23 protein-coding genes and 1 pseudogene are annotated in these 24,691 nt (G+C 66.5%); 13 read left to right on the top strand and 11 right to left on the bottom strand.

Annotation, left to right across the window (positions count from 1 at the left end):
- Positions 1-70: 70 nt before the first annotated feature.
- Complete coding sequence (locus tag FDW83_RS13510) at positions 71-1,513, top strand: NCS2 family permease (RefSeq protein WP_138138609.1); 1,443 nt, start codon at positions 71-73, stop codon at positions 1,511-1,513.
- Positions 1,514-1,515: 2 nt separating this feature from the next.
- On the opposite strand, the gene FDW83_RS13505 is transcribed toward FDW83_RS13510, so the two are convergent.
- The gene (locus FDW83_RS13505; RefSeq protein WP_138138709.1) at positions 1,516-2,820 is read right to left on the bottom strand and encodes a sodium:proton antiporter; all 1,305 of its coding nucleotides are present in this window, start codon (positions 2,818-2,820) and stop codon (positions 1,516-1,518) included.
- Between the two features lie 175 nt (positions 2,821-2,995).
- Here FDW83_RS13505 and hutG point away from each other — a divergent pair, with 175 nt between their 5' ends.
- From hutG to FDW83_RS13490, 3 genes are all read left to right on the top strand, one after another.
- Complete coding sequence (gene hutG, locus FDW83_RS13500) at positions 2,996-3,979, top strand: formimidoylglutamase (protein ID WP_138138608.1); 984 nt, start codon at positions 2,996-2,998, stop codon at positions 3,977-3,979.
- Between the two features lie 99 nt (positions 3,980-4,078).
- Positions 4,079-4,570 carry an ABC transporter substrate-binding protein gene (locus tag FDW83_RS13495; protein WP_138138607.1) on the top strand — a complete coding sequence of 164 codons (492 nt, stop codon included), beginning with the start codon at positions 4,079-4,081 and terminating at the stop codon, positions 4,568-4,570.
- Positions 4,567-5,577, top strand: coding sequence for a cation transporter (locus FDW83_RS13490; protein ID WP_138138606.1), 1,011 nt, complete (start codon positions 4,567-4,569; stop codon positions 5,575-5,577). The genes FDW83_RS13495 and FDW83_RS13490 overlap by 4 nt, the downstream gene beginning before the upstream one ends.
- 24 nt (positions 5,578-5,601) lie before the next feature.
- Here the strand turns inward: FDW83_RS13490 and FDW83_RS13485 are convergent, their stop codons facing one another.
- Positions 5,602-6,267 carry a response regulator gene (locus tag FDW83_RS13485; RefSeq protein WP_138138605.1) on the bottom strand — a complete coding sequence of 222 codons (666 nt, stop codon included), beginning with the start codon at positions 6,265-6,267 and terminating at the stop codon, positions 5,602-5,604.
- A complete protein-coding gene (locus tag FDW83_RS13480; protein WP_138138708.1) occupies positions 6,264-7,838 on the bottom strand; it encodes a sensor histidine kinase in 1,575 nt (524 codons plus the stop codon). The genes FDW83_RS13485 and FDW83_RS13480 overlap by 4 nt, the downstream gene beginning before the upstream one ends.
- Positions 7,839-8,132: 294 nt before the next feature.
- Between FDW83_RS13480 and FDW83_RS13475 the strand changes: the two genes are divergently transcribed.
- Genes FDW83_RS13475 through FDW83_RS13460 form a run of 4 tightly spaced genes read left to right on the top strand, consistent with a single transcriptional unit; the run spans position 8,133 to position 11,639 of the window.
- Positions 8,133-9,143 carry a tripartite tricarboxylate transporter substrate binding protein gene (locus FDW83_RS13475; RefSeq protein ID WP_138138604.1) on the top strand — a complete coding sequence of 337 codons (1,011 nt, stop codon included), beginning with the start codon at positions 8,133-8,135 and terminating at the stop codon, positions 9,141-9,143.
- Complete coding sequence (locus tag FDW83_RS13470; protein WP_138138603.1) at positions 9,140-9,643, top strand: tripartite tricarboxylate transporter TctB family protein; 504 nt, start codon at positions 9,140-9,142, stop codon at positions 9,641-9,643. The genes FDW83_RS13475 and FDW83_RS13470 overlap by 4 nt, the downstream gene beginning before the upstream one ends.
- Entirely contained in the window at positions 9,643-11,250 is a 1,608-nt protein-coding gene (locus tag FDW83_RS13465; RefSeq protein WP_240720982.1) for a tripartite tricarboxylate transporter permease, read from the top strand. The genes FDW83_RS13470 and FDW83_RS13465 overlap by 1 nt, the downstream gene beginning before the upstream one ends.
- Positions 11,247-11,639, top strand: coding sequence for a universal stress protein (locus FDW83_RS13460; protein ID WP_138138602.1), 393 nt, complete (start codon positions 11,247-11,249; stop codon positions 11,637-11,639). The genes FDW83_RS13465 and FDW83_RS13460 overlap by 4 nt, the downstream gene beginning before the upstream one ends.
- Here the strand turns inward: FDW83_RS13460 and FDW83_RS13455 are convergent.
- Positions 11,636-12,511, bottom strand: a complete 876-nt coding sequence (locus FDW83_RS13455) for a fumarylacetoacetate hydrolase family protein (RefSeq protein WP_171027560.1) — start codon at positions 12,509-12,511, stop codon at positions 11,636-11,638. The two genes, FDW83_RS13460 and FDW83_RS13455, sit on opposite strands and share 4 nt — an antisense overlap.
- A gap of 231 nt (positions 12,512-12,742) precedes the next feature.
- On the opposite strand from FDW83_RS13455, the gene FDW83_RS13450 reads away from it, so the two are divergent.
- Positions 12,743-13,003, top strand: coding sequence for a hypothetical protein (locus tag FDW83_RS13450; protein WP_171027559.1), 261 nt, complete (start codon positions 12,743-12,745; stop codon positions 13,001-13,003).
- A gap of 91 nt (positions 13,004-13,094) precedes the next feature.
- Here the strand turns inward: FDW83_RS13450 and FDW83_RS13445 are convergent, their stop codons facing one another.
- From FDW83_RS13445 to FDW83_RS13430, 4 genes are all read right to left on the bottom strand, one after another.
- The gene (locus FDW83_RS13445; RefSeq protein WP_138138601.1) at positions 13,095-13,331 is read right to left on the bottom strand and encodes a hypothetical protein; all 237 of its coding nucleotides are present in this window, start codon (positions 13,329-13,331) and stop codon (positions 13,095-13,097) included.
- Between the two features lie 162 nt (positions 13,332-13,493).
- A complete protein-coding gene (gene hutH, locus FDW83_RS13440; RefSeq protein ID WP_138138600.1) occupies positions 13,494-15,086 on the bottom strand; it encodes a histidine ammonia-lyase in 1,593 nt (530 codons plus the stop codon).
- Positions 15,087-15,088: 2 nt separating this feature from the next.
- Positions 15,089-16,840: a urocanate hydratase gene (locus tag FDW83_RS13435; protein ID WP_138138599.1), complete on the bottom strand. Its 1,752-nt coding sequence runs from the start codon at positions 16,838-16,840 to the stop codon at positions 15,089-15,091.
- 193 nt (positions 16,841-17,033) lie between these two features.
- Complete coding sequence (locus FDW83_RS13430) at positions 17,034-17,855, bottom strand: IclR family transcriptional regulator (protein WP_138138598.1); 822 nt, start codon at positions 17,853-17,855, stop codon at positions 17,034-17,036.
- Between the two features lie 240 nt (positions 17,856-18,095).
- On the opposite strand from FDW83_RS13430, the gene FDW83_RS13425 reads away from it, so the two are divergent.
- From FDW83_RS13425 to FDW83_RS13415, 3 genes and pseudogenes are all read left to right on the top strand, one after another.
- Positions 18,096-19,586 (top strand): amino acid permease, encoded by a 1,491-nt coding sequence (locus FDW83_RS13425; protein WP_171027558.1) that lies wholly within the window; start codon positions 18,096-18,098, stop codon positions 19,584-19,586.
- A 45-nt stretch (positions 19,587-19,631) separates the two neighbouring features.
- Positions 19,632-19,838, top strand: a pseudogene (locus FDW83_RS13420) (LysE family translocator); the annotation flags it as partial.
- 355 nt (positions 19,839-20,193) lie between these two features.
- Positions 20,194-20,457 (top strand): hypothetical protein, encoded by a 264-nt coding sequence (locus FDW83_RS13415; RefSeq protein WP_138138596.1) that lies wholly within the window; start codon positions 20,194-20,196, stop codon positions 20,455-20,457.
- A 102-nt stretch (positions 20,458-20,559) separates the two neighbouring features.
- Here FDW83_RS13415 and FDW83_RS13410 read toward each other — a convergent pair whose 3' ends face one another.
- On the bottom strand, positions 20,560-21,309 hold the full coding sequence (locus tag FDW83_RS13410) for a 3-hydroxybutyrate dehydrogenase (protein WP_138138595.1): 750 nt from the start codon (positions 21,307-21,309) through the stop codon (positions 20,560-20,562).
- Between the two features lie 41 nt (positions 21,310-21,350).
- Positions 21,351-22,733, bottom strand: a complete 1,383-nt coding sequence (locus tag FDW83_RS13405) for an MFS transporter (protein ID WP_138138594.1) — start codon at positions 22,731-22,733, stop codon at positions 21,351-21,353.
- Positions 22,734-22,862: 129 nt separating this feature from the next.
- On the opposite strand from FDW83_RS13405, the gene FDW83_RS13400 reads away from it, so the two are divergent.
- On the top strand, positions 22,863-23,759 hold the full coding sequence (locus FDW83_RS13400) for a LysR family transcriptional regulator (protein ID WP_138138593.1): 897 nt from the start codon (positions 22,863-22,865) through the stop codon (positions 23,757-23,759).
- On the opposite strand, the gene FDW83_RS13395 is transcribed toward FDW83_RS13400, so the two are convergent.
- On the bottom strand, positions 23,756-24,667 hold the full coding sequence (locus FDW83_RS13395; protein ID WP_138138592.1) for a spermidine synthase: 912 nt from the start codon (positions 24,665-24,667) through the stop codon (positions 23,756-23,758). The two genes, FDW83_RS13400 and FDW83_RS13395, sit on opposite strands and share 4 nt — an antisense overlap.
- Positions 24,668-24,691 lie beyond the last annotated feature (24 nt).

Raw genomic sequence — 24,691 nt, 5'->3', positions numbered from 1 at the left:
GGGAATTTGCCGGCCGTCCCGCCGCAGCGCCCATAGGATGCAGTTATCCCCAAACTCCCCCGGAGGACTCATGCTTAAGCAAGGCTCTGCCCTCGACCGGTATTTCAAGGTCACCGAGCGCGGTTCCAACTGGTCGCGCGAAGTCCGTGGCGGCTTCGCCACGTTCTTCGCCATGAGCTACATCGTGGTGTTGAACCCGCTGATCCTCTCCGGGCCCGATTCCAGCGGCAACTCGCTGGGATTCACCGCTGTTGCGGCTGTGACCGCGTTCGTCGCGGGGATCCTGACCATCCTGATGGGGGCCTGGGCCAAGCACCCGTTCGCGCTGGCCACCGGCCTGGGCGTCAACGCCTTCGTTGCCGTCACTGTTGCCACGAACCCCGGCCTCACCTGGCCGGACATGATGGGCCTGGTGGTCCTCTCCGGCGTCACCATGCTGATCCTGGTCCTCACTGGTTTCCGCACCGCTGTCTTCAAAGCCGTTCCGGACGGGCTCAAGACCGCGATCGTGGTGGGCATCGGCCTGTTCATCGCGCTGATCGGCCTGGTCAACGCAGGCTTTGTCCGCCGCATTCCTGACGTCGCCGGCACTACCGTCCCGGTGGGACTGGGTTTTGAGGGCAAGCTCCTGGGCTGGCCGACGGCCGTGTTCGTCTTTGGCCTGGTGCTCACCATCGCGCTGGTGGTCCGCAAGGTCAAGGGCGCCATCCTGATCGGCATCATTACTTCCACCGTCATCGCCGTGCTCCTGGAGTTGACCCTGCACATCGGACCCAGCGTGCAGGAAGGCAAGCCGTTCAACCCGCAGGGCTGGTCCCTGGTGGCACCGGCGTTCTCCGGATGGGCTGCCCCCGACCTGTCCCTGCTCGGCAAGGCGAACCCGTTCGGCGCGTTCGAGCACCTGGGCTTCGTGGCCGCCACCCTGCTGGCCTTCGTGATCCTGCTCAGCATCTTCTTCGACGCTATGGGCACCATGGTGGGCCTGGCGAATGAGGCGGGCACGGTGGACGAACACGGCAACATTCCCGACGTCGACCGCGTCCTCCAGGTGGACGCGCTGGGCGCGATCGCCGGCGGCGGCGCCTCCGTGTCCTCCAACCAAATCTACGTCGAAGCCGGCGCCGGCATCGGCGAGGGCGCCCGCACCGGCGTGGCCTCGATCGTCACCGGCCTGCTGTTCCTGGTGGCCATGTTCTTCACGCCGCTCATCAACCTCGTCCCGTTCGAAGCCGTTGCCCCGGCACTGGTGGTGGTGGGCTTCATGATGGTCTCGCAGGTGGGCAAGATCGACTGGCAGGACTGGGGCATCGCCATTCCCGCGTTCCTGACCTTCACCCTGATGCCCTTCACCTACTCGATCGCGAACGGACTGGGCGCCGGCTTCATCTCGTTCGTCCTGATCCGCACGTTCCAGGGCCGGGTCAAGGAAATCCACCCGCTGATGTGGGCGGTGGCGGGGGCATTCCTGCTGTTCTTCGCAGTCGGACCCATCGAGGCTGCACTGGGCATGTAGCCCTAGACGGGAGTGTTCGGGGCGAGGCCCTCGTCCCCGGACACAGCCCGGGCCTTCTGCTCGCGGAGCCGGTCCAGCCGGTTCATCAGCGGTGACGTGGTGGCGCCGTGGATCACAATGGACAGTGCCACCACCAGGCCCACAAACCCCCACAGCCACTCCGCCTGGTCCCCGAACTCTCCCTTGCCCAGCGCGTAGGAGAGGTAGTAGAGCGAGCCGATCCCGCGGATGCCGAAGAACGAGAGGGCGATGCGTTCCCGGGGGCCCGTCTTCCCGCGCAGCAACCCCAGCCATCCCGCCAGCGGCCGGACCAGCAGCAGGAATGCCAGCGCCACCAGCACCTCTGCGATCCCGACTTCCGCCAGGAGCCCGCGGGCAATGGCTCCGCCGAGCAGGACCAGGATCACCACCGTCAGGAGCCGTTCCAGCTGCTCCACATAGGAGTGCAGGATGCGATGGTAGCCGTGTGTGCGTTCCGCCGCGCGGATGGTCACAGCGCAGACGAACACTGCGATGAACCCATAGCCCTCCACCATCTCCGTCAGCCCATAGGCCAGGAATGTCGCGGCCAGCGCCACGAAGCCTTCCGAGTGGTTGGACAGCCTTAGGCTTTCCTTTCGGGCCGAGAAGAAGAGCCGCGCCAGCAGCTTTCCGGTGAGGAATCCCAGCAGGAGGCCGACTGCCAGCCGCCACAGCACGTCCACGGCAAACCATTCGGGGAACCAGGCGGCCGGGGAGGCTCCCACGATACTGATCGCTATCGCCAGATAGACGAACGGGAACGCCAGTCCGTCATTGAGCCCCGCTTCCGAGGTGAGGCCGAACCGCACCTCGTCTTCTTTTTCGGCGCCCTCCTCCTCATCGGCAGGCTCCCCAACTTGCACTTCGGAAGCCAGCACCGGGTCAGTGGGTGCAAGGCTGGAGGCAATGAGCAGCGCAGCGCCAAGGCCCAGCCCCAGGAACCACAGGCCCAGCAGCGTCAGGCTGATGATGCACAGCGGCATGGCGATTCCAAGGAGCCGCCACGTGGTGGACCAGCTTCTTCGTCCCGGCGGCCGGTCCAAAGCCAGCCCGGCACCCATCAGCGAGATAATGACGCATATCTCCGAAAAGTGGGTCACGAAGTCGCTGTGTGCCAGCGGATCCGGGTCAGGAAGCGTCGGGATCAGGGCGAAGGCCGCCATCCCGGCTCCCAGGAACACCATTGGCATGGAAAAAGGCATGTCGCGCAGCAGTTTCGGCAATACGGCCGCGATGAACACCGCCACGCCGGCGGCGGCAAACAGGATGCTGGGGGCTTCAAACACGTGCTGTTCTCCGGCCTGGTTGGTTGCGCCATCAGGCGCGGGCAAGGGTGGTACCTTCCGCAGGGAGGGATTGCACCACCATAGCCCGTACCCTTTATCGCCCGGTTCTTGCATTCCAGACACGTCGACGGCGGCGCGGCTGGTTTTACGTCCTGGCATGGGGTGAGCTTGAAGCATGGCTTTCGTGAAACCTGCCGTTGACCTCCCGCCCCAGCCCTGGACCGGACGGTTTGATGGGGACGGCCCGGAGCACCGCCGCTGGTGGCAGGCGGTGGCACCGTTTGCCGGTGCAACCGAGGGTGCAGCAGGCGGGGCGGCGCCGTCGGTGCCCGGTTCACCCTCCAGGCCAGCCGCCCTGCTGGGCTTCGCCAGTGACGAAGGGGTGCGCCGCAACAAAGGCAGGACCGGAGCTTCCGCCGCGCCGGCCGCCATCCGCAAGGCTTTGGCGCCCCTGGCCTTCCACCTCGACCGGACCGTGCTGGATGCCGGAGATGTGTCGGTGTCCGGAGGCAGGCTGGAGGATGCCCAGGCGCGGCTCGGGAACGCGGTGACGGAGCTGCTCGACGCCGGGCACCTGACGGCGGTCCTGGGCGGCGGCCATGAAACAGCCTTTGCCAGTTACCTGGGGGTGAGCGCGTGCCGGGCGGTGCAGGAGGGCAGCCGATTGGGCGTGCTGAACCTGGATGCCCACTTCGACCTGCGTGACGAGCCGGTCCCGACGTCCGGAACGCCGTTCCTCCAGATGGCCCGCGCCGAAGCCGCCGCCGGGCGCGGTTTCCGTTACGGCGTCGTCGGCATTTCCGAGGCCGGCAATACCCGGGCCCTTTTTGACACCGCCCGCCGGTTGGGCGTGCCGTACCTGCTGGACGAGGACTGCGAGGCTGACCGGGTGCGCGCGTTCGTGGCATCCTTCCTTGCGGACATCGACGTGCTGTACCTGACCATCGACCTGGACGTGCTGCCGGCAGCAACGGCCCCCGGGGTCAGCGCCCCTGCGGCTTTTGGTGTACCGCTGCCCGTCATCAGCGCCGTGTGCCGGCAGGTGGTGCTGAGCGGGAAGCTGATCCACCTGGACATCGCCGAACTCAACCCGGCCTTCGACGTGGACGGCCGGACGGCGCGGGTGGCAGCCCGGCTGCTGGACATACTGCTGCGCTGACGTCTCCGGCCTTCGGGCGCGCACCGGACCATGGCGTTTTTCGACTGATAAGCATGCTGCCTATCATGATGCTGAACAACCTGGTGGAAGGAGCGGCCAATGAGGCGCGGCAACATCCTGGCCTTTATGCTGGCAGCGCTGCTGGCCCTTTCCGGTTGCGGCGCCTATCCGGCGGACCCGGAGGGCACCCTGGACCGGGTACGGGGAGGGACGCTGCGTGTGGGCGCCAGCCCGAATGGCGACTGGGTACGCATCCCTGCGGGCAGCGACACCAGCCCGGTCCGGGTGGAGGGCATCGAAGCCAACCTGGTTGAACGGTTCGCGCAGCAACTGGGGGCCGGCGTGGAATGGGTGGTGGGAACGGAACAAGGCCTGGCTGAAGAGCTGAAGCATGGCGGGCTGGACCTGGTGATAGGCGGGCTGGATGACAAGACGCCGTGGGTTTCCCACGCCGGATTGACCCGTCCCTACGCGGAGTCAAAGGACCAGCGGGGGAACCTGCACAAACATGTCATGCTGGTGCCCCTTGGCGAAAATGCCTTCCTGCTCGAGCTGGATAAGTTTTTGCTGGAAGAAAAGAAACAGCCATGACCGGTCTCAGCAGCGGTGGCGCCCTCCGCTTCGGACATACGGAACTGCCGGCGGAGCAGCGGGAGGCACTGCGCAAGGCAGTCAAACTCGAGTGGGCCACCATGGGCTTCCTTGCCATCACCACCACCCTGGTGTTTCTGGTACTGGGCAATTCCCAGGCGATGAAGGCGGCTTGGATTGAAGATCTCCTGTCCTTCCTTCCGCCCCTTTCCTTCCTGCTGGCCACCCGCATCATCCGGAAACTCCCCTCCGAGGACCACCCCTACGGCTACCACCGGTCCACCGGTGTTGCACACCTGGTAGCCGCCGTGGCCCTCACCGCCATGGGTGCCTACCTGCTCGTCGAGTCCGGCCTGGGACTGCTCAAGGCAGAACATCCCACGATTGGCGGAATCGAACTGTTCGGAAGCACCATCTGGCTGGGTTGGCTGATGATGGGCGTCATGCTTCTTACCGCGGCACCACCCGTCTTCCTGGGCAGGGCCAAGATGAAGCTCGCCAAGAAACTGCACGACAAGGTTCTGTACGCGGACGCAGACATGAACAAGGCCGACTGGATGACGGCTGTGGCGGCAGTGGCCGGCGTGGCCGGAATCGGTTTGGGCCTGTGGTGGGCTGACTACGCGGCGGCATTGGTTATTTCCGCCAGCATCCTTCACGACGGGATCCGGAACACCCGGGCCGCCGTGTCCGCCCTGATGGATAAACGGGCCATGACCTACGACGACAGCGAACCCCACCCGCTCGGCCGGCAATTGGATGCCTATCTCCGGGGGTTGCCCTGGACGGAAGACGCCCGGTCACGCATCCGGGACGAGGGGCATGTGTTCCACGTGGAGTCCTTCGTGGTCCCTGCGGGTGGGAGCATGCCGGGCCTGGAACAGCTGGAGCAGGCGCGCGAGGCCTGCATTGCCATGGACTGGAAGGTCCAGGACATGGTCATCGTCCCGGTATCGGAACTTCCCAACGAATTCCTGCCCGGCCCAACTTCCGGCGGCGAGCGCTGAACCTTCCGACCGCGCCATCCGCCGCTATGCCTTGAGCAGGTACCTGCGTTCGGGGCGCCCCACCCCGTACTTGAGGCGGACCTCGAGGAGGCCTTCGTCGTGCAGATACTCAAGGTAGCGCCGGGCGCTGACCCGGGATGTACCCAACTGTTCGGCAACCTCCGCAGCCGACAGGTCGCCGTCGGCCTCCTTCAGCGCCGCCTCCACCAGCTTCAGTGTTTCCACGCTGCAGCCCTTGGGCAGCGGCCGCTCGGTGCGGTCAAGTCCAAACACCCGGTTGACGTCCGACTGCTCGGCCACGTCCTTGGAGGAGTCAAGCCCCTGGTAGGCGCTGCGGTAATGCTCCAGCCGCTCCTGCAGGTCGGTCTGTGAGAAAGGCTTGATGAGGTAGTGCACAATGCCGCCGCGCAGCGCCTTCCGCACCATCTCCACTTCCCGGGCAGCGCTGATCACCAGGACGTCGAGTTCCGGGGCGACCCCGCGCAGCTGCTGCATGAGCTCCAGTCCGTTGATGTCCGGCAGGTGGATGTCCAGCAGCACCAGGTCCGGCTGGAGGCGTTGGGTTTCGACGACGGCCTGGGCGCCGGTGTGCGCAGCACCCACCACGGTGAAGCCGGGCGTCCGCTGGATGAACCCGGCATGGACTTTGGCCACCATGAAGTCGTCATCGACAATCAGGACCTTGATCATTTCCGCGCACCCCTTGTGAAGCGGGCCGTGAAGACGGCTCCGTTGTCATTGTCCACCGTCAGGTCGCCGCCGGAGCGGCGGCACACCACGCGGGAGAGCGCCAGGCCGAACCCGCGGCCGCCCTCCCGCATGGAATCCTTGGTGGTGAACCCCTGCTTGAAGATGTCATCCGCTGCCCCTGCGGGTACCCCGGGCCCGCTGTCCCGGACGGTGAGCGTGACCTGGCCGCCGCTGTCCTCCACCAGCACCTGCACGGATGCCGCACCCGCCCCGGAGACGGCGTCGAACGCATTGTCCACCAGGTTGCCCGCCACCGTGACCAGGTCGCGGGAAAGTTCATCGCTGACGGGCGCCAGCCGGGATTCAGGATCCAGCAGGAGCGCGACGTTGCGTTCAGTGGCCTGGCTGGACTTCGCGATGAGCAGCGCGGCCAGCGCGGGATCCTGGATCCGTGCGGTCACCTCGTCGTTGAGCCGGGTGCGGTCCACCGTAGCCCCGTTGACGAACTGCACCACGGAATCATAGTCGCCGATCTGGATGAGCCCGGAGATCACGTGCAGCTGGTTGGCAAACTCGTGGGCCTGGGCCCGGAGGGTGTCCGTGGCCGTGCGGGTGGTTCCCAATTCCTGTTCCAGCTCCGACAGCTCCGTCCTGTCACGCAGTGTGGTGACGGAGCCTATCTCCCGGCCGCGCGACCGGATGGGGACGCGGTTGAAGACCACCAGCCGCTCCCCCACGAGCACCAGCTGGTCGGGCTCTTGCTGGTTCCGGGTGAGCACCACCTTCACTGCCGGGTCAACGGGAAGGGAGGCGAGCCTCTTGCCCACGCAGTCCGCGGGCAGTCCGAGCAGCTCCCGGGCACTGCCGTTGGCCACGGTGATCCGCTCGTGCGGGTCGAGGGCCACTACGCCTTCCTTGAGCCCGTGGAGCATTGCCTCCCGGTTCTCCACCAGGCCGGTGATCTCGCTCGGTTCCATGCCCAGGGTCTGCCGTTTAACCCGCCGCGACAGCAGGAATGATCCGGCGATACCCAGGATGCTGGCCACACCCACATAGGTCAGCAGGTTCGGGACGGCGTCGCCCAGGCGCTCCAGCGTGGTGGGGTAGTTCCTGCTGATGGCGGCGATACCGATCATCTCTCCGGCGTCATTCAGGACCGGGACGTGCGCGGACAGCATGGCGGCCCCGGACCCATCGACCACCCCGGTCCAGGCGCGGCCCTCCATGACCCGGCTCTCCCCCAGCTCCAGCTGCTGGCCCAGAAGGCTGGGATCCGAGGAGGCAACGACTGTCCGGTCCTTTTTGGCCAGCGCCACCTGGCTCGACCCGGAGACGGTACGGATGGATTCGGCTACGGCGGGAAGCGCGGCTCCGGTCCGGGGCTCGGCGGTGGGCAGCAGTTCGCGCACGGCCGGGTTGCTGCCGAGGGCCTCGGCGGCGGAGAGCGCACGGCGGCCTTCCACACGTTCGAACGTGGCGGCGGACTGGGCCAGCGAGATGGCGACGACAGCCACCAGCACGGCCAGGACTATCAGCAACTGCAGCACGAGGTACTGCCCCGCGAGGGACATCCCTCTTCGTCGAGTCACTGCTTGGATTCCTTTAGTGGTGGTCTTGATGCCAAGGGTATGCGCACAGTCGCACGGACTCCGCATCACGCCCGGCGTACCGGAACTATACCCCAGGCACCGCCCGGCCGGCGGGGACTTCGGCGGGAGCGCCGGCCCGGCCACGGTGGGGCTCCGGAAACGTGAACGAAATGAACTTAACTTTCTCTGCGTACATAAGAGTGACCGGCATCACGGCGGAACCTAGCATCGAATCACCAAGTCAGTCCTGCCCGTTTTTCAGAGAAGAGGAACACCATGCGCCAGATCCGCGCATTGCGTATCGCCGCCGTCGCCGCCGGCATCGCCCTGATGGCCACCGGCTGCGGTGCCACCGGCAATAGCTCCACGGGTTCGGAAAGCTCCGGCGCCGCCGCCGGGCCCATTACCGGACTTCAGATCATGGTCCCGAACACCCCGGGCGGCGGTTACGACACCACTGCCCGCGCAGCGGCCAAGGTCCTCGAGGACGAGAAGATCACCAGCAACACCGAAGTGTTCAACCTCGCCGGCGCCGGCGGTACCGTCGGGCTGGCCCGCGTGGTCAACGAAAAGGGCAACGGCGATCTCGCCATGCTGATGGGCCTGGGCGTGGTGGGCGCCAGCTACACCAACAAGTCCGAGTCGAAGCTGACCGAGACCACTCCGCTGGCCCGCCTGATCGAAGAGCCGGGCGCCATCATGGTCAGCAAGGACTCCCCGTTCAAGACCATCGACGACCTGGTCAAGGCGTGGAAGGCAGACCCGGCTTCCATCTCCGTGGGCGGAGGTTCCTCCCCCGGCGGACCGGACCACCTGCTGCCCATGCAGCTGGCCGGCGCGGTGGGCATCGACGCCACCAAGGTCAACTTTGTCTCCTACGACGGCGGCGGCGACCTCCTGCCGGCGATCCTCGGCAACAAGCTCGGCTTTGCCGCCTCCGGCGCAGGCGAGTACCTGCAGCAGATCGAGTCGGGTGAAGTACGAGTCCTGGCCACCAGTGGCGAAGAGCGGCTCGAGGGCGTCGACGCGCCCACGCTGAAGGAATCCAACATCGACCTGGTGTTCACCAACTGGCGCGGCATCGTGGCCCCTCCGGGCATCAGCGAGGAGGACAAGGCATCCCTGATCGCCGCCCTCGAGAAGATGCACGCCACCGAAGGCTGGAAGGAAGCCCTGAAGACCCACAGCTGGTCCGACGCTTTCATCACCGGCGACGAGTTCGAGTCCTTCCTCGCCGAGCAGGACAAGCGGGTGGCGGACGTCCTGACGAAACTGGGCCTGGCGTGAGCTCACTGGCCACTGGTCTGAAAGGCCGTGCCGAGCTGGGGGTCGCCCTCCTGCTCGGCGCGGCCGGCGTCCTGGTTTTCCTCGATGCCAACCGCTTGTCTGTCCCCTACTCGCAGTCCGATCCGGTGGGGCCCAAAGCCGTTCCGTATATCGTTGCCGGACTGCTGATTGTCTGTGCCGTACTGCTCGCAATCAACGTCCTGCGCGGCGGCAAGGGTGAAGCCGAAGGCGGCGAGGATATCGAACTCGGCCATCCGGCCGACTGGAAAACCGTCCTGCCCCTTGCTGGCGCTTTCATCCTTAATATCCTGCTGATCGACTGGGCCGGCTGGGTCATCTCCGGCACGCTGCTGTTCTGGGGCAGCGTCCTGGCACTGGGCAGCCGCCACTACATCCGGGACGGCATCATCTCAGTGGTCCTGGCACTGCTGACCTTCTACGGCTTCTACCTTGGTTTGGGCATCGCACTGCCGGCCGGTCTCCTGGAAGGGATCCTCTGATGGACGTCTGGTCCTCACTGATGGACGGTTTCGCCACCGCCCTCACCCCCATGAACTTCCTCTACGCCGTAATCGGCGTCCTGCTGGGCACCGCCGTCGGCGTCCTGCCGGGCCTCGGCCCGGCCATGACCGTCGCGTTGCTCCTGCCTGTCACCTACGCCCTGGAACCCACCAGCGCCTTCATCATGTTCGCCGGAATCTACTACGGCGGCATGTACGGCGGCTCCACCACCTCCATCCTGCTGAACACCCCCGGCGAGTCGTCCTCGGTGGTGACGGCGATCGAAGGCAACAGGATGGCCAAGGCCGGCCGCGCGGCCCAGGCGCTTGCGACGGCGGCCATCGGCTCGTTCGTTGCCGGCACCATTGGCACGGCCCTTTTGGCCGTCTTCGCCCCGATAGTGGTTCAATTCGCCGTCAGCCTCGGCGCCCCCAGCTACTTCGCGATCATGGTGCTGGCCCTGCTGGCCGTCACCGCCGTGCTGGGTTCGTCCCGGCTCCGCGGTTTCGCCTCGCTGGGCCTTGGCCTGGCCATCGGCCTGGTGGGCATCGACTCCGTCACCGGCCAGCGGCGCCTTACTTTTGGCCAGCCGCTGCTCGCCGACGGCCTTGACATCGTGGTGGTGGCGGTAGCCATCTTCGCCGTGGGTGAAGCACTCTGGGTGGCAGCACACCTGCGCCGCACTCCCCTGCACGTCATCCCGGTGGGCCGGCCCTGGATGGGCCGAAAAGACTGGGGCCGCTCCTGGAAGCCGTGGCTTCGCGGGACTGCCTTCGGCTTCCCTTTCGGCGCCCTGCCCGCCGGCGGCGCCGAAATCCCCACGTTTTTGTCCTACGTGACCGAGAAACGCCTGTCCAAGCACCCCGAAGAATTCGGCAAGGGTGCCATCGAGGGCGTGGCGGGACCGGAAGCTGCCAACAATGCAGCCGCCGCCGGCACCCTGACCCCGATGCTGGCCCTCGGTTTGCCCACCAACGCCACAGCCGCCGTCATGCTGGCCGCCTTCACCACTTACGGCATCCAGCCCGGGCCCCAGCTCTTCTCCAGCCAGGGACCGCTGGTGTGGGCACTGATCGCGAGCCTGTTCATCGGCAACCTGCTGCTCCTGCTGATCAACCTGCCCCTGGCGCCGCTGTGGGCCAAGCTGCTGCAGCTGCCCCGCCCGTACCTCTACGCAGGCATCCTTTTCTTCGCCACCCTGGGCGCCTACTCGGTGAACCTGCAGGCGTTCGACCTGGTGATCCTGCTGGTGCTCGGCGCGCTCGGGTTCATGATGCGGCGCTTCGGCCTTCCGGTGCTGCCGCTGATCCTCGGCGTCATCCTTGGCCCTCGGATTGAAGGCCAGCTGCGCAAGACCCTGCAGCTCAGCGCCGGCGACCCCGTTGGCCTGTTCAGCGAGCCGATCGCCGTCGTCATCTACATCATCGTGGCCCTCATCCTGGTCTGGCCGCTGCTGTTCAAGCTGATCCGGCGCAACCGGCCGGCGGCGGCAGCAGTGCCGACGCCCGCAGACGCAACCGAAGCCCGTGCGAGGCGCGCGGACGCAGGCGACCACGGATCGCACGAGGTGCACGTACATCACTCAGACAACAAGGAGCGGTCATGACCATCGTGGTGGGATACGTCCCGACCCCCGAAGGCGAAGCAGCCCTCACGCAGGCCATCGCCGAAGCCCGGAAGAACAACACAAAACTGCTGGTGATCAACTCGTCCAAGGGGGACGCACTGGTTGACAACCGCTACGCCCAGGAGCCGGAGATCCAGAGCATTGAGGACCGCCTGGCCACCCAGGGCATCGACCACGTGATCAAGCAGCCGGTCCGTGGACACGATGCCGCCGCCGAGGTGCTTGACGCCGCGGAAGAACACAACGCGGAGCTGATCGTGATCGGCCTGCGCCGCCGAACCCCGGTGGGCAAGCTGATCATGGGGAGCGTGTCCCAGCGGATCCTGCTGGAGGCAAACTGCCCCGTCCTCGCCGTCAAGGCAGGCTAGGCGCCTCGACCAGCGCGGTACAGTTCCTGGCGCTGGCGGCCCAGCCCGTCCACCTCTACCTCCACCACATCGCCCGGCTGGAGGTAGGGGAAACGGCCGCTCAGCGCCACCCCCTCTGGAGTCCCGGTGAGAATGACATCACCGGGCTCCAGCCGCATGTACTGGCTGCAGTGGTGGACCAGCGTGGGCGCGTCGAAGATCAGCTCCGACGTCTTCGACTCCTGCCGCGGTTCGCCGTTGACCCAGCTGCGCAGGGGCAGGTTCCCGCCGTCGATATCGTCCACCGGAACCAGCCAGGGGCCCAGTGGGGTGGAGCCGGGCAGGGTCTTGCCCTTGGTCCACTGGCCGGCCGCACCGGGAAGCTGGTATTCGCGCTCCGAAAAGTCGTTTGCCGTGACGTAGCCGGCGATGCACCGCCGGGCGGCTTCTGTGTCCGGCAGGTAGCTCCCTTCCCTGCCGATGACGATGCCAAGCTCCACCTCCCAGTCGAACTTGCTGGAGAGCGGCGGGACCGCGGCCGGATCGTACGGTCCGGTGACAGTATTACCGGGCTTGAGGAACATGACCGGAACCTCCGGCGGCGCGGAGCCGGATTCGGCCGCATGGGCCGCATAGTTCATGCCGATGCCCACCAGGGCTCCCGGCCTGGCCACAGGAGCACCAACACGGAGAAGCTCCGCCCCTTCCAGGGCGGGCAGCGCTCCGGCCGCCAGCGCTTCCCGGACCTTTTGCAGGCCGCCGGCCGCCAGGAAAGCACCGTTCACGTCCCGGGTCAGGGGCAAGAGGCTGAAGTACCGCCGGGAGCCGTCGGCGGCGTCCACCATTACAACCGGCTGTTCCTTGCCGGCGTCGCCCAGGCGCATGATTTTCACGGTGCAGCTCCTTTGATCCCGCGGTTCATTGGCGAACGGACTTCCATCGTGGCCCTGCGGTTGCACTGCCGCCAAATCCGCGGTTTGTGACTGGCCGCCGTTGGGCGAGACCCCACCAGGGCTGTTTGAATCATCTTTGCTCGGGGTAGGAAACAACAGTCATCTGACATTTGTCCCGGCAGCGGGTAAACTGGTTCGGCCCTCAGGCATGAGACACAGAAAGTTCAGCACATGACTACAGCCACTCTGGAACGCATCGCAAAGCCCGCGCAGTTCCCGGAAGAACCGGTAATCCGGTCCATCGACCTGAAATTCACCAGCGGCCGCGACGTCAACGCCGGGCTGGAAGACGCGGTTGCCGAACTGATCGAGGTCGCCAGCAAGGACGCATCCTGCGGCATCCTGGTGACCCGGCTCAACCCGGGACGCTACACCGTGGCCCTGGATGAATCAGTTCCGTTCGGCGAGACCTACGAGGCCTTTGCCGCCTGATCCGCCGCCGGCCACCAGGCTAGAACCACGAATCCCCGCCTTGCTTTCCGGCAGGGCGGGGATTCGGTGCTTGATTCCTTGGGACTGACTGCTAGCCGCGCCGGACCTGCACGCCGTCAGACTTCAGGAAGAGCTGCTTCTCTGCCGGACCTGCCGGCACAAGCCAGAGAACGTTGCCGCTCTGGGAAATTTCTTCCACCTCCCCGGCGGCTACTACGTGCGCATGCTTGATGATCTCGACATGGTCGCCAACCTGGAGGGTTTTCCAGTCGGACACCGTGGCGGAATGGGCATTGCGCCTCGACAGGACTGCCCCACGTGCTTTCATGTGAACTTCTACCCCTTTGTATACGTTCTGCGCCACAGCCTCTTTGATGTGACTTTCACTACAACTTCAGTTCTACTACACTCTCCGGCCCCGGGCGGGCCCTGTCGCCGGAAAGTCCATTCCTTGGACACGCCCCGCCCGTATGCCGAATCTTCTTCGGGCTCAGGCCAGGGTTCCGACGGCGGATTCCGCTGCCCGGAGCACCTCGCCTGAGTCCACCAGCTTGTCAGCCGCTCCGAGTTCCGGTGCAAGGAAGCGGTCCGTCCCCGGCCCCTCGACAACGTCCCGGAGGACGTTCACGACGGCGGCGCCCGCCGGTCCCGGCGTCAGGACACCGCCCGAGAGCTGCGTCCTGATATCCAGGGCACGTGCGGCTGTTACCAGTTCGATGGCCAGGACGCGGCGGAGGTTGTCCACGGCTTTCCGGAGCTTCCGGGCGGCGTGCCAGCCCATGGACACGTGGTCCTCCTGCATGGCGGAGCTCGGGATGGAGTCCACGGACGCCGGCACGGCCAGCCGCTTGTTGTCCGAGACCAGCCCGGCCTGCGTGTACTGCGCGATCATGAGCCCTGAGTCGACACCGGGGTCCGCTGCGAGGAAGGCGGGCAGGCCATGGGACCGGGCCGGATCCAGCATCCTGTCGGTCCGGCGCTCGGCGATGGAGGACAGGTCGGCGACGGCGATGGCAAGGAAGTCCAGGACGTAGGCCACCGGTGCGCCGTGGAAGTTGCCGTTGGAGCTGACGCGGCCGTCAGGCAGCACCACGGGGTTGTCGATGGCGGCCGCGAGTTCGCGGGTGGCCACCAGTTCGGCGTGGTCAACGGTGTCGCGGGCGGCCCCGGCCACCTGCGGGGCGCAGCGCAGCGAGTAGGCGTCCTGCACCCGGTTGTCCCCCACCTTGTGGGAGGCAACAATCGGGGAATCCGACAGGACGCGCAGCATGTTGTCCGCGCTGGCGGCCTGTCCGGGGTGCGGCCGCAGTGCTGCGTGAAGCTCGGGCAGGAACACCTGGTCCGTGCCCAGCAGGGCCTCGACGCTGAGCGCGGCGGTGATGTCCGCCGTCGTCAGCAGCTTGCGGAGGTCCACGATGGCCATCAGGAGCATGCCCAGCATGCCCTCGGTGCCGTTGACCAGGGCGAGGCCTTCCTTCTCGGCGAGGATAACCGGCTGGATGCCGTGCTGCGCCAGCAGCTCGGCAACGGGCGGCTCTCCGCTCCCGCCGTAGCGGGCGCCGTCGGGCCCTTCCGCCTCGCCTTCGCCCATCAGGACCAGGGCGCAGTGCGAAAGCGGGGCAAGGTCGCCGGAGCAGCCGAGCGAGCCGAACTCACGGACCACGGGGGTGACGCCAGCGTTGAGGACGTCCACCATGGTCTGCAGGACCACGGGGCGGACGCCGGTGCGGCCGGAGGCCAGGGTCTTGGCGCGCAGGAACATGATGCCGCGCACCACTTCCCGCTCCACGGCCGGGCCCATGCCGGCGGCGTGGCTGCGGATCAGGGACTTTTGCAGCTGGGTGCGCAGGTCGTTGGGGATGTGCCGGTTCGCCAGCGCCCCGAAGCCCGTGGAGATGCCGTAGGCGGGGGTGTCGCTGGAGGCGAGGCTGTCGATGTGCGCGCGGACCTTGGCGACGGTTTCCAGGGCTTCCGGGGAGATGGCGACCTTGGCGCTGTGACGCGCGACGGCGACAACATCCTCAGGCGTGACGCCGCCGGCCCCGAGGGTGACGGTCAGCGGTTCATGGGTGGTGATGGTCATGGTTACTTTCCTTTTGGGGCCACGCGCGCAGGGTTCCCTGGCCGAACTTGCGAGGTTAGGGGGCGCGTGGGGATGGGGATGCGGACGCCGCGTTCCTTGGCGACGTCGAGGGCGCGGTCGTAGCCGGCGTCGGCGTGGCGGATGACGCCCATGCCGGGGTCGTTCGTGAGGAGGCGCTCGAGCTTCTCCGCGGCAAGCTCGGTGCCATCGGCCACCGACACCTGGCCGGCGTGGATGGAGCGGCCAATGCCGACGCCCCCGCCGTGGTGCAGCGAGACCCAGGTGGCACCGGAGGCGGTGTTGAGCAGGGCGTTCAACAGCGGCCAGTCGGCGATCGCGTCGGAGCCGTCCGCCATTGCCTCGGTTTCGCGGTAGGGCGAGGCGACTGAGCCGGAGTCCAGGTGGTCGCGGCCGATCACGATGGGTGCCTTGACCTTTCCTTCCTTGACGAGCTGGTTGAACAGCAGTCCGGCCTTGTGGCGTTCGCCGTAGCCCAGCCAGCAGATGCGTGCCGGCAGGCCTTCGAATTCCACGCGCTCACCGGCGGCGTCGATCCAGCGGTGCAGGTGCTTGTTGTCCGGGAACAGTTCCTTGATGGCCCGGTCCGTGACGGCGATGTCCTCCGGATCGCCGGAGAGGGCCACCCAGCGGAACGGGCCAAGGCCCTCGCAGAACAGCGGGCGGATGTAGGCCGGAACAAAGCCGGGGAAGTCGAAGGCACGCTCGTATCCGCCCTTGCGGGCCTCGTCGCGGATGGAGTTACCGTAGTCGAACACCTCGGCGCCGGCGTCCTGGAATTCCACCATGGCCTGCACGTGCCGTGCCATCGAGGCCTGGGCCTTCTTGGTGAAGCCCTCCGGGTCGGCCTCGGCTTCCCGGTGCCATTCATCCACCGGGATACCCTCGGGGAGGTAGGACAGGGGATCGTGGGCGGAGGTCTGGTCCGTGACGATATCGACGGTCAGTTCGCCTGAATTGTGGCGGCGCAGGATCTCCGGGAAGACCTCGGCGGCGTTGCCCACATAGCCCACCGACCAGCCGCGGCGCTCTTCCTTGGCCTTGAGCACCTTGGCGATGGCGGTGTCGAGATCCGTTTCCACCTCATCCAGGTAGCGCTTGCCGGCGCGGCGGCGCAGGCGGGTCTCATCGACGTCGACAATCAGGCAGGCGCCCTCGTTCAGGGTGACGGCGAGCGGCTGGGCCCCACCCATGCCGCCGCAGCCGCCGGTGAGGGTCAAGGTGCCGGCGAGGGTGCCGTTCTCGTCCCCGGTGAGCTTGCGGGCGATCGCGGCGAAGGTTTCGAAGGTCCCCTGCAGGATGCCCTGGGTGCCGATGTAGATCCAGGACCCGGCCGTCATCTGGCCGTACATCATCAGGCCTTCGGCCTCGAGCCGGCGGAACTCTGGCCACGTTGCCCAGTCGCCCACAAGGTTGGAGTTGGCCAGCAGCACGCGCGGCGCCCATTCGTTGGTGCGGAACACACCCACGGGCTTGCCGGACTGCACCAGGAGGGTCTCATCCTTTTCCATCGTCTCCAGGGTGCGGGTGATGGCGTCGAACGCGGCCCAGGAGCGGACGGCGCGGCCGGTGCCGCCGTAGACCACAAGGTCGTCCGGCCGTTCGGCGACCTCCGGGTCCAGGTTGTTCATCAGCATGCGCAGCGGGGCTTCGGTCTGCCAGGACTTGGCAGTGAGCGCAGTGCCGCGGGCTGCTTTGACCGGGCGGGCACCGGTGGTGAAATCGGCGGGTGCCATGGTGGCTCCTTTTCATCGTGTGTCTGTGATGGCGAAAAACTTCTGTATCAACTAAAGCCCTTTACCGGAGGGCCAAACAGGGGTTTTGGCGGGGCGCTGTCCGGTATTCCAGACACAGTCACCTTTCTGTTGCGCTATAACTTTTGGTCCCTAAAAGGGGTTTAGGAGCCATAAGTGATAGAGCATGTGAAGGTTATTTTGCGGGGCGCCCGTGGAGCCGGACCGACAACTCGTCGGCCACTTTCTGGACCCGGGCGGCGAGCACCGGCCACTCTGCAGGCTCAAGTTTGTCCTCCAGGAAGGTGACGGCGACGGCGGCCGTCGGCCACCCCACATGGTCCGTCACGGCGGCTGCGATGGAACCGAAGCCAGGGGTCACCTCGCCATGCTCGGTGGCGTAGCCGCGCTGCCGCACATGGTCCAGATGCGAGGACAGCGCCGAGTACTTCATGATTGCGCCCTCCACCTCGTGCCGTGCCGTGAAGGCGGCTGTGTTGGGGTACAGGGCGCGGACCTGCGATTTGGGAAGTGCGGCAAGGATGGCCCGGCCGCTGGCCGTGAGGTGGCTGGGAAGACGAACGCCGACGTCGGTCACCAGAGAGGGACGGTTCTTGGCCCGTTCCTCCACGATGTACAGCACGTCCCGGCCGTGCAGGACGGCGAGGTGGGCGCTCTCCCCAAGGGCATCCACGAGCGAGGCGAGCAGCGGCCGGCCCAGGCGCGAGAGCGGCTCCTGCCGGGAGTACGCCGAACTGAGCTCGAAGGCGCTGATGCCCAGCCCGTAGCGTTGTTCCTCGTGCAGGTGCAGGACGAATCCATTGGCCTCCATGACGCCGAGGAGATGGTAGACACTGGACCGTGGCAGGCCCAGGGTGGAGGCGATCTGCGAGGCAGCCATCGGACCGCGCCGCGAGGCCAGCAGCTTGAGGATCCGCAGCGTGTTCTCCGCAGCAGGCACCTTGGACGCCGCCCTGCCCTCACGCGCGGCCGGGGGCTGCGCTTCCGCCACCACCATGTCATCTCCTTCCTCGGGGGCTCCCGGCCCTGTCCGGTATCCCATACACAAGGATGCGCCCTCCACCACAAGGCCTACTACGGATATAAGAAAGGCGTGTCCGGAATCCCAGACCTGCATGAGGCACGGGAATGGAAGTCTGAGATGAAAGACACCAACTGCCCGTGAGGCTGATCACGTCCGGCCCGGAAGTGGTCTGCTGGTTACCGGCCCACCTCCCAAAGACGAGAAGGTAAACGTATGCAAGCAGCACCATCCCCAACCAGGCACGAGAGTCCGGCCGGAATGCAGTCCCCCGCTGCCGCCGCTGGAAGCGTCCTCAACCGGGGCCTCAATGTCCGCCACATCCGCTTCATGGCCCTGGGCTCGGCAATCGGCACCGGGCTCTTCTACGGCTCCTCTTCCGCCATTCAGAAAGCCGGCCCGGCGGTACTCCTGGCGTACATCATCGGCGGCGCTGCCGTCTTTATGGTGATGCGCGCACTTGGTGAAATGGCCGTCCGGCACCCGGTATCCGGCTCCTTTGGACAGTACGCCAGCCGGTACCTCGGACCGCTGGCCGGCTTCGTGACCGGCTGGACCTACGTCTTCGAAATGGCCATCGTTGCCATCGCCGACGTCACCGCCTTCAGCATCTACATGGGCTTCTGGTTCCCGCAGGTAGAACGCTGGATCTGGATCCTGGCGATCATCTTCTTCCTGGCCGCCCTAAACCTCTTCAGCGTCAAGGTCTTCGGGGAACTGGAATTCTGGTTCTCGCTAATCAAGGTAACAGCCATCATCGCCATGATTGCCGGCGGCGCCGCGATCATAGTGTTCGGTTTCCAGGCCGGAGGGTCCACAGTGGAACCGGGCCTGGGCAATCTCGTGGAGCACGGCGGCTTCTTCCCCTTCGGCTTTGAGGGGCTGCTGGCTTCCTTCGCCGTGGTGATGTTCGCCTTCGGCGGGATCGAGACGCTCGGAATCACCGCCGGCGAGGCCGACAACCCCAAGAAGGTCATTCCGCAGGCGGTCAATACCGTCCCCGTGCGCGTCCTCCTGTTCTACGTCCTGACACTCGGGGTCCTGATGAGCCTTTTCCCATGGGACGCGGTCGGCAGCAACGGCAGCCCGTTCGTGCAGATCTTCAGCGGCCTGGGCATCCCGGCGGCGCCGCATATCCTGAACGCCGTGGTGATCACCGCGGCCCTGTCGGCGATCAACAGCGACATTTTTGGTGCCGGCCGCATCCTTTTTGGCCTGTCCCGCCAGGGCCACGCTCCCGCCGCATTCGGCCGAATCTCGCGGCACGGCGTCCCGTGGATGACCGTGGTGATGATGGCCTCGATCCTTCTGGTGGGCGTCGTCCTGAACGCCGTCATTCCCGAGGACGTCTTCGTGATCATCGCCTCGATCGCCACCTTCGCCACCGTCTGGGTATGGGTGATGATCCTCGCCTCGCACGTGGCAATGAAGCGGGACATCGCCCGCGGCAACCTGCCGCCGTCGGAATTTCCGTCACCGTGGTGGCCCGCCGCTTCCCTCCTCACCATCGCGTTCATGGTGCTGGTCATCGCGGTCCTCGGCGCATTCGAGGACACCCGGACCGCCCTCTACGTGGGCGGCGCCTGGCTTGTCTTCTTGGTCCTCGCCTACCGCTTGTGGGTTAAGGGGGACGGACGACGGCGGGCCGACCTCGTGGACGAGACCTCGCCGCTGCCGGTGCTAACGTCCGCCCGCAGCAGCGAATAGACCGTGCCGGTGCCGGTTGCGGCCTGCCCGAGTCAAACATCAGGCATGGTGCCGCTATCCAACGTTCTGGCGTCTTCGCTGGCTTCCGTGGTGCTCATCGTCGTTCCCGGACCCAGCGTGCTGTTCGTGATCGGCAGGTCGCTCGCCCTCGGCAGGAAGGGTGGCGTCCTCACCGTCCCGGGCAACGCCAGCGGACAGCTGCTGCAGGCGGCAGCCGTGGCACTGGGCATCGGCACCGTGGTGGACCAGTCGGCGGGACGCTGGCCCTGACGGGCAACAAATCGTGATACCCGAAAAGCGGCAGGTGCCTGGCTCTCAAACCCGGGGCCGGGCACCTGCCGCCACCGCGCCTGGCTAGGCCGATGCTGCGTCACGTACGGTGACGCCCCGTCCGGCGAAGTCGGCCAGGCTACCCGCGTACGCAGCGTGGTTGGCACCCCAAGTACTGCCTGCCCAAAACATGAGTACCTGTTACTGGTGTGACTGGTGTGAATAGCGCATAGCTTGGGCGTAAGGTGCCGGCCGGAATGGGAGGACCATCCTCTGCTGGGAGCGTTCAGGCCATCAGCACCGCTAGCGGCGGCTGCCGCCCAAGGAGTTGGTACGCATGGTCAGAAACGAGCTGGAGGACTTATCCACCCTGGGACGCCCCATCAGCTTTGGCGCTGCCGTGGCCAGGACGTGGGGCAAGGTGCAGAACAGTTTCCGCCCGCGCTCCCCCTACCGCGCCGGGGATGCCGTGGTGGGCGATGACCCCTTCAACGGCAGGCGTGAAGGCGTCGTCGTCTCACACCGGGGAACGTCCGTGGGCATCCACACCGCCCACGGTGTCTTCTTCTACGACCACCGGGTGGTCAAGCCCCACGATTAACCCACAAACCCCGGAGTTTCCGGACAGTTACCGTGACTTGGAAGGCTCCCAAGTCGTGGCACCTGCCCAAGAACTCCAGGGGTGGGGCGCAGTGGCGGGGGGCTAGCTTGCCGACCACCCGCCGTCCATGGTGTAGCTGGCGCCGGTCACCATGCCCGCATGGTCTGACGCGAGCCAAGCCACGAGGGAAGCCACCTCCTCCGGTTCCACCAGGCGCTTGATAGCGGACTCGGTGAGCATCACCTTGGCCAGGACCTCAGATTCGGGGATGCCGTGCACGGCCGCCTGGTCGGCGAGCTGCTTTTCCACCAGCGGGGTACGGACGTAGCCGGGGTTGATGCAGTTCGACGTAACGCCATGCTCCCCGCCTTCCAGTGCCGTCACCTTGCTCAGCCCTTCCAGGCCGTGCTTCGCGGAAACATAGGCGCTCTTGAACGGGGAGGCCCGGAGGCCGTGTACGGAGGACACGTTGACGATGCGGCCGAACTTGTTGGCGTACATGTGCGGCAGCGCGGCCCGGACCAGCAGGAACGGCGCCTCCAGCATCAGGGTGAGGATCCGCCGGAACTGCACCGGGTCAAATTCCTCGATGGGGCTTATCCGCTGGATCCCGGCGTTGTTCACCAGGATGTCGCAGTCCAGGCTCAGGGTGGCGAGCGCGTCCACATCCAGCAGGTCCACGGCCCAGGATGTGCCGCCCACCTCATCGGCGAGGGCGGCGGCGCCGGCGGCGTCGACGTCGGCCACCACCACCTTTGCCCCATGTGCCGCGAGTTCCCGCACGCATGCTGCCCCGATGCCGCTGGCACCGCCGGTGACCAGCGCCTTGCGTCCGTTCAAATCATGTTCCATTGCAAATCTCCTTCGTGCACCCGGCGGCCGGCCGGAACAGGTCAGCGCGTGCTGGCGGGCAGCAGGCCTTCGCGGGCGGCGTCGGCCTTGTCCACGTCCTCCAGCGCGATGCCCTTGGTTTCGCGCAGGCTCAGGACGGCGACTGTGGTGACGGCGCAGGCGACCACCAGGTAGACGGCGGTGGGCACCCAGGACCCGGTGTCCTTGAGCCACTGGGTGGCCAGCAGCGGGGCCAGCGAACCGGCGAAGATCGAGGTCACCTGGGAACCGAGCGAGACTCCGGCGTACCGCATGCGGGTGGGGAACAGTTCGGCCATGATGGCGGGCTGGCCGGCGTACATAAAGGCGTGCAGGCACAGGCCGATGGTCACGGCAAGCACGATGATCACGGCGTTGCGGGTATCGAACATCGGGAAGGCGAAGAACGGCCAGGTGGCTCCGCTGATGGCACCCACCAGGTAGACGGGCTTGCGGCCCCAGCTGTCCACCAGGCGACCCACCTGCGGGATGACCAGGAAGTGGATGACGTGGGCGATCAGCAGTGCCAGCAGCAGCGACGAGGTGTCGTACTTGTGGACGTTCTTCAGGTAGACGATGGCGAAGCTGACCACCAGGTAGTACATGATGTTCTCCGCGAACCGGAGGCCCATTGCCTGGAGGATGCCCTTGGGGTACTTGCGGATGACCTCGCCCACGCCGTAGCTGACGGCCTCTTCCTTCTCCACGAGTTCCTTGGCCTCCAGGAAGATCGGGGCCTCGGTCACGTGGGTGCGGATGTAGTAGCCCACGAAGACGATGACGGCGGAGAGCCAGAAGGCCACGCGCCAGCCCCAGCCAAGGAACGCCTCGCTGCTGAGGATGGAGGACATCACGAAGAGCACCAGCGTGGCCAGCAGGTTGCCCACCGGCACGGCCGCCTGGGGCCAACTGGACCAGAACCCGCGCGACTTGTTCGGGCTGTGCTCGGCCACCAGCAGGACGGCACCGCCCCACTCACCGCCCAGCGCGAAACCCTGGATGAAGCGGAGGAACACCAGCAGCGCCGGCGCAAGGTACCCGATGTCCGCGAAGCCGGGCAGGCAGCCCATCAGGAAGGTGGAGACGCCGATGATGATGATGGTCAGCTGCAGGGTGGGCTTGCGGCCCAGCTTGTCGCCGATCTGGCCGAAGACGATGCCGCCGAGCGGACGTGCCACGAAGCCGACGGCGTAGGTGATGAAGGCCTGGATAATGCCGTCCAGTTCGTTTCCCGTGGAGGGGAAGAAGTACTTGCCGAACACCAGGGTGGCGGCGGTGGCGTAGAGGAAGAATTCGTACCACTCCACAACGGTGCCCACCATCGAGGCGGCCACGATCTTCTTCAGCCCCGATCCCTTGGCTGCGGACCCGGCGGCATCATTTGCCGGGCGTTGCTCTACACTCACTGGTTCTCCTTAGGTGTCCACGATGACACGTGCTGTGATCTACAGCACTAACGACTTTCCTGAGTATTGCTGCACAAACAAGGCGCTTCAATGACCAAAGCGGCACCAGTTGTGTGCAAAATTGCAGATATGAACGCCAACCCGGATGACTTGATGGTCCTGCTCGCGGTGTCCCGCTCTGCCAAATTTACGACGGCGGCCCAAGCCCTGGGCCTGAACCACACCACGGTGTCGCGCAGGATCGCCGCGCTGGAGAAGGCGCTTGGCGGCAGGGTGCTGGCCAGGGCGACCGGCGGCTGGGAGCTGACCGAGCTGGGCGGGGAGGCTGTCCGGGTGGCCGAGCAGGTGGAGGCTGTCCTGGCCACCCTGGGACCGGCCGGCAAGGCACCCGACCCCATTACCGGCGTCGTGCGCATGACGGCGACGGACGGGTTCAGCGCCTACATCGCCGCTCCGGCAGTGGCACGGCTGCGCCGGGACCATCCCGGGCTCAGCGTGGAGGTGGTGACCATGACCCGGCGGGCACTGCAGCAGCGCTCGGGGCTGGACATTGAAGTGGTGGTGGGCGAGCCGCAGGTGCACCGCGCCGAAGCAGTCCGGCTCGGTGAGTACATGCTGGGCATGTATGCCTCCCGCGCCTACCTTGCCGAGCATGGCACGCCCGCCACCGTGGAAGAGCTCAACGAGCACCCGCTGGTGTACTTCGTGGACTCGATGCTGCAGGTGGATGACCTGGACGCGCCGCGCCGGCTGGTTCCGGCCATGCGGGACGGGCTGACGTCCACCAACGTCTTCGTCCACGTGGAGGCCACCCGGGCCGGCGCAGGGATCGGATTCCTGCCGTGCTTCATGGGCGACCTGCACGATGACCTGGTCCGGCTGCTGCCCGGCCAGATCGCGGAGCTGCTCCCCTACTGGATGGTCCTCCGACCGGACTCGCTGCGCCGTCCGGCCGTGGCCGCCGTCGTGCAGGCGCTGCGGGACCGGATGGCCGAGCACCGGGACGCCCTGCTGGGGCGGGGCTAGTGCTCCGCCGGCGGGTCGTGGCGCACCGGCGATCCTGCGGCGAAGGCGCGGACCTGGGCGTCGTTCCAGATATGGGCCGGCACCGCTCCGCCCAGGAGCCGCCGGGCCAGTTGCGGGTCATCCCCGAACGGCACGTCGCTGCCGGCCATCACCATGTTGCCGTAGCGCCGGCCCTTCAGCATGGCGGGGTCGGCGATGATGACGGTATGTTCGAACGATGCCGCGATCGTGGCGGCGTCCTCCCGCGCGCTCCTCAGGTCAGGGGAGTCCCCGGAGTTCACGACATACATCCCCCCCGGGGCAAGGACCCGCCGGACGTGCTGGTTGAACTCGGCGGTGGTCAGGGCGCGCGGGGTCAGGGCGCCGGCAAAGACGTCCCGGACGACGAAGTCCCGGGTGTCCGGAGTGAGGGTTTCGGTGACCGCCCGCGCTTCTCCCACGCGGATGCGCAGCGCCGGGGCCTTGGGAAGATCGAACCAGCCGCGCACGTACTCCGCCAGCTTCCCGTCGAGCTCCACCGCCACCTGCCGCGCATCCGGGTACACGGCGGCGAAGTAGCGCGCCAGGGAGCAGGCGCCGCCGCCCAGGTGCAGGCCCCGCAGCCTGTGCGGGGCGCTCCCTGGAGCGGTCGACGGCGGCCAGCGGGACTCGATCAGCGCCGCCATCCACCGCATGTACTCGAACTCGAGGAACAGAGGATCGGCAAGGTCGATGTGCGAGCTCATTACGCCGTTGATCTTCAGGAGCCAGCCGGTGGAGTTGTCCTGGTCCGCGATAAGTTCGCAGTCGCCGGTATCAATGTAGTGCACACCCTCCACCGGCCCGTTGGCTTTGGTCCCCTTCGGTACTTCCGCAGCGTCCGCCGTCGGACGGGCGCCCCGGCCCCCTGACCTTCCGCGTTTCGCCATTACCCGTGCCGCGCCTCAGTCATG

Origin of the sequence: Pseudarthrobacter sp. NamE2, from assembly GCF_005796205.1 — a bacterium.
Classification (GTDB): domain Bacteria; phylum Actinomycetota; class Actinomycetes; order Actinomycetales; family Micrococcaceae; genus Arthrobacter.
This window is presented reverse-complemented; position numbering and strand designations above follow the sequence as displayed.

Coding starts and splice junctions, on each gene's coding strand:
- FDW83_RS13475 (WP_138138604.1), top strand. CDS start 8,133: ATGCGCCAGATCCGCGCATTGCGTATCGCCGCCGTCGCCGCCGGCATC.
- FDW83_RS13480 (WP_138138708.1), bottom strand. CDS start 7,838: ATGTCCCTCGCGGGGCAGTACCTCGTGCTGCAGTTGCTGATAGTCCTG.
- FDW83_RS13415 (WP_138138596.1), top strand. CDS start 20,194: ATGGTCAGAAACGAGCTGGAGGACTTATCCACCCTGGGACGCCCCATC.
- FDW83_RS13465 (WP_240720982.1), top strand. CDS start 9,643: ATGGACGTCTGGTCCTCACTGATGGACGGTTTCGCCACCGCCCTCACC.
- FDW83_RS13460 (WP_138138602.1), top strand. CDS start 11,247: ATGACCATCGTGGTGGGATACGTCCCGACCCCCGAAGGCGAAGCAGCC.
- FDW83_RS13490 (WP_138138606.1), top strand. CDS start 4,567: ATGACCGGTCTCAGCAGCGGTGGCGCCCTCCGCTTCGGACATACGGAA.
- FDW83_RS13510 (WP_138138609.1), top strand. CDS start 71: ATGCTTAAGCAAGGCTCTGCCCTCGACCGGTATTTCAAGGTCACCGAG.
- FDW83_RS13485 (WP_138138605.1), bottom strand. CDS start 6,267: ATGATCAAGGTCCTGATTGTCGATGACGACTTCATGGTGGCCAAAGTC.
- FDW83_RS13430 (WP_138138598.1), bottom strand. CDS start 17,855: ATGGTGGTGGCGGAAGCGCAGCCCCCGGCCGCGCGTGAGGGCAGGGCG.
- FDW83_RS13410 (WP_138138595.1), bottom strand. CDS start 21,309: ATGGAACATGATTTGAACGGACGCAAGGCGCTGGTCACCGGCGGTGCC.
- FDW83_RS13435 (WP_138138599.1), bottom strand. CDS start 16,840: ATGGCACCCGCCGATTTCACCACCGGTGCCCGCCCGGTCAAAGCAGCC.
- FDW83_RS13425 (WP_171027558.1), top strand. CDS start 18,096: ATGCAAGCAGCACCATCCCCAACCAGGCACGAGAGTCCGGCCGGAATG.
- hutH (WP_138138600.1), bottom strand. CDS start 15,086: ATGACCATCACCACCCATGAACCGCTGACCGTCACCCTCGGGGCCGGC.
- hutG (WP_138138608.1), top strand. CDS start 2,996: ATGGCTTTCGTGAAACCTGCCGTTGACCTCCCGCCCCAGCCCTGGACC.
- FDW83_RS13445 (WP_138138601.1), bottom strand. CDS start 13,331: ATGAAAGCACGTGGGGCAGTCCTGTCGAGGCGCAATGCCCATTCCGCC.
- FDW83_RS13450 (WP_171027559.1), top strand. CDS start 12,743: ATGACTACAGCCACTCTGGAACGCATCGCAAAGCCCGCGCAGTTCCCG.
- FDW83_RS13400 (WP_138138593.1), top strand. CDS start 22,863: ATGAACGCCAACCCGGATGACTTGATGGTCCTGCTCGCGGTGTCCCGC.
- FDW83_RS13495 (WP_138138607.1), top strand. CDS start 4,079: ATGAGGCGCGGCAACATCCTGGCCTTTATGCTGGCAGCGCTGCTGGCC.
- FDW83_RS13395 (WP_138138592.1), bottom strand. CDS start 24,667: ATGGCGAAACGCGGAAGGTCAGGGGGCCGGGGCGCCCGTCCGACGGCG.